We start from the raw sequence: 2,163 nt of genomic DNA, 5'->3' as shown, positions 1-2,163 counted from the left end.
CTTGCCGTCGCGGACGGTCACTCGGAAGGTGCCGATCAGGCTCCGTTCCCCTTCACTCGACTTGAGCGTGTAGACGTACGAGCCGGGCTCCTTCCAGGTTGTCCCGCTCGGGGACGTCGTGGGCTCGGGGTTGCCCACCGGGGCGGATCCGGATCCCGAGGACGACTCCGTGCCGCAGGCGACGGTCGCCCACAACAGCCCTCCGACCAGTCCGGTGACGGACACACAACGACGACTGGAGTGAAGGGTGGTCATGCGAACGGCGGTCATGGTGGCTCCCTCGGGGACGGCTACCGCTATGACGCCGACCGGTCCCGGAACGTTCGGGGGCAGTGCCCATGCCGTGGACGACTGACCGAGACCTCCCGAAGGGCGGCAGCCCGGTCAGCTGTCAGGGATGCCGGTGCCGCTGAGGGCTGGGACGGTGTCCTCCCGGCGGGCCAGGGAGCGGGCGGCGAGCCGGAACTGGTCGAGTTTGTCGACGATGGTCCGGCCGACGGGGGTGTGGCCCCAGATGCTGATGCCCTGGTGGGTGCTGGGTTCCCAGGTGTTCTCGTCGATGACGACGGGGTTCCAGCCGACCTCCCACTCGAAGCCCGAGGGCGTACGGGCGTAGTAGGACAGCTCTTTGTCGTTGGTGTGCTGTCCGACGGACAGGGCCATGTCGAAGCCGAGTTCGCACACGCGCCGGTAGCTCTGGGCGACGTCGTCGAGGTTGGCCGCCTGGATGTTGAGGTGCTGGACGCGGGTGCGGACCGGGTCGACGGGCAGGCCCCGGACGGCGGCGACGGCGATGGAGTGGTGGCGCTCGTTGACGCGCAGGAAGCGGATCCTGAGCTTGACGCCGTTGATGGTCTCGTCGATGCAGTCGGTCAGGCGGGCGTCGAAGACGGTGTCGAAGTAGCCCCGGAGCAGGGCCGGTTTGGCGGACGTGATCGCGACATGCCCCATCCCCGAGTCGCCGGTGACGAACCCGGAGGCCCGCATGCGCAGCGGCTCCGCCGACTTGAGCGGGTTCGTGTAGATCTCCTGGGTGATGCCCTTGGGGCCGGGAAAACGCAGCAGACGTTCGACGCCACGCAGGGCGGCTTCGTCGGGCGTGCCGTGGGCCATGGGAACGCCGTGGGCGTGTATGCGGGCTTCGATCCGTTCGAAGGTGGCATGGTCGTCGACGTGCCAGCCGGTGGCGACGACGTCCTCGGCCGGGCCGCGCCGGAGCAGGAAGCGGCACTCCTGGTCGTCGAGGCGGAAGCGCATCAAGTCCGTGTCGAGGGCGTCGTGGTGCATGCCGATGGCATCGGTGCCGAAGCGGCGCCAGTCGGTGAAGCGATTGGTCTCGATGACGACGCAGCCGAGGTGGACGGCACCGAACACCGAGGCGTTCCCAGGCGTGTTCATCGTCGGCCCGCCAAGAAGTCGGCGCACAGCCGGTTGAAGAGCTCGGCCCGCTCGAACTGCACCCAGTGACCCGTGTTGGCGACCACATACAGGTCGCAGTCGGGCATCCGGTCGGCCAGCATGCGCCCACCGGTTGGCCGGTTGACACGGTCCTCGGCGCCCCACAGCACCAAGGTGGGCACGGGGAGGCGGTCCAGGCGCCGGTCACGGGTGAAGTCCATCTTCCACAGCGTGCGCAACGCGTTCGGGCCTGACGGACGGCGCAACGGCGGGGCAGCGATGACCTCCGGGTCGATGCTGGCCCGGTAGCGCTCGTCGATCGCCGAGTCCGGGACGTCGGCGGCGTTGAAGACCAGGTACTGGCGGACGAACGTCTCCAGCTTCAGCCGGGAAGGCCCGTCACCGCCGTAGTAGTTGAGCAGGTTGTTCAGGCCTGCTGTCGGGAGCGAGCGAGTGGTGCCGATACCGCCGGGCCCCATCAGCACCATGCGGTCGACCCGGCCGGGCGTGTCCAGTGCGAGGCGCAGCGCACAGGCTCCGCCGTAGGAATTGCCGACCAAGTGGGCGCGCTCCAGGCCGAGTTCGTCCATGACGCCGCGGATGTGGTCCGCGAGGTAGCCGAACGGATCGGCTACGTCCATGCCTTTGGTGCTACGTCCGTAGCCTGGCAGGTCGGGGACCACGACCCGGTACTTCTTGGCCAGGGCCGCGATGTTGCGCCCGTAGTTGGAGACACCGGAGGCGCCGGGGCCGCCGCCGTGCAGG

General features: G+C 68.9%; 2 protein-coding genes and 1 pseudogene. All 3 read right to left on the bottom strand.

Going from position 1 to position 2,163, the window contains the following annotated elements; translation table 11 throughout:
• Positions 1–270 (bottom strand): annotated as a pseudogene (locus tag AOK17_RS38210) (DUF6174 domain-containing protein); the annotation flags it as partial.
• Between the two features lie 114 nt (positions 271–384).
• Entirely contained in the window at positions 385–1,398 is a 1,014-nt protein-coding gene (locus AOK17_RS38205; protein ID WP_055617208.1) for a VOC family protein, read from the bottom strand.
• Positions 1,395–2,163, bottom strand: a 769-nt coding sequence (locus tag AOK17_RS38200) for an alpha/beta fold hydrolase (protein ID WP_055617207.1), incomplete at its 5' end; no start/stop codon positions are given. The genes AOK17_RS38200 and AOK17_RS38205, both read right to left, overlap by 4 nt.

Source organism: Streptomyces phaeochromogenes (assembly GCF_001418655.1).
Classification (GTDB): Bacteria; Actinomycetota; Actinomycetes; order Streptomycetales; family Streptomycetaceae; genus Streptomyces; species Streptomyces phaeochromogenes.
The sequence above is the reverse complement of the archived record's forward strand: the minus strand, read 5'-3'. Positions and strand labels throughout refer to the sequence as shown.

Bases quoted from the DNA above. Each gene is read 5' to 3' on its own strand.
- AOK17_RS38205 (WP_055617208.1), bottom strand. From the start codon at position 1,398: ATGAACACGCCTGGGAACGCCTCGGTGTTCGGTGCCGTCCACCTCGGC.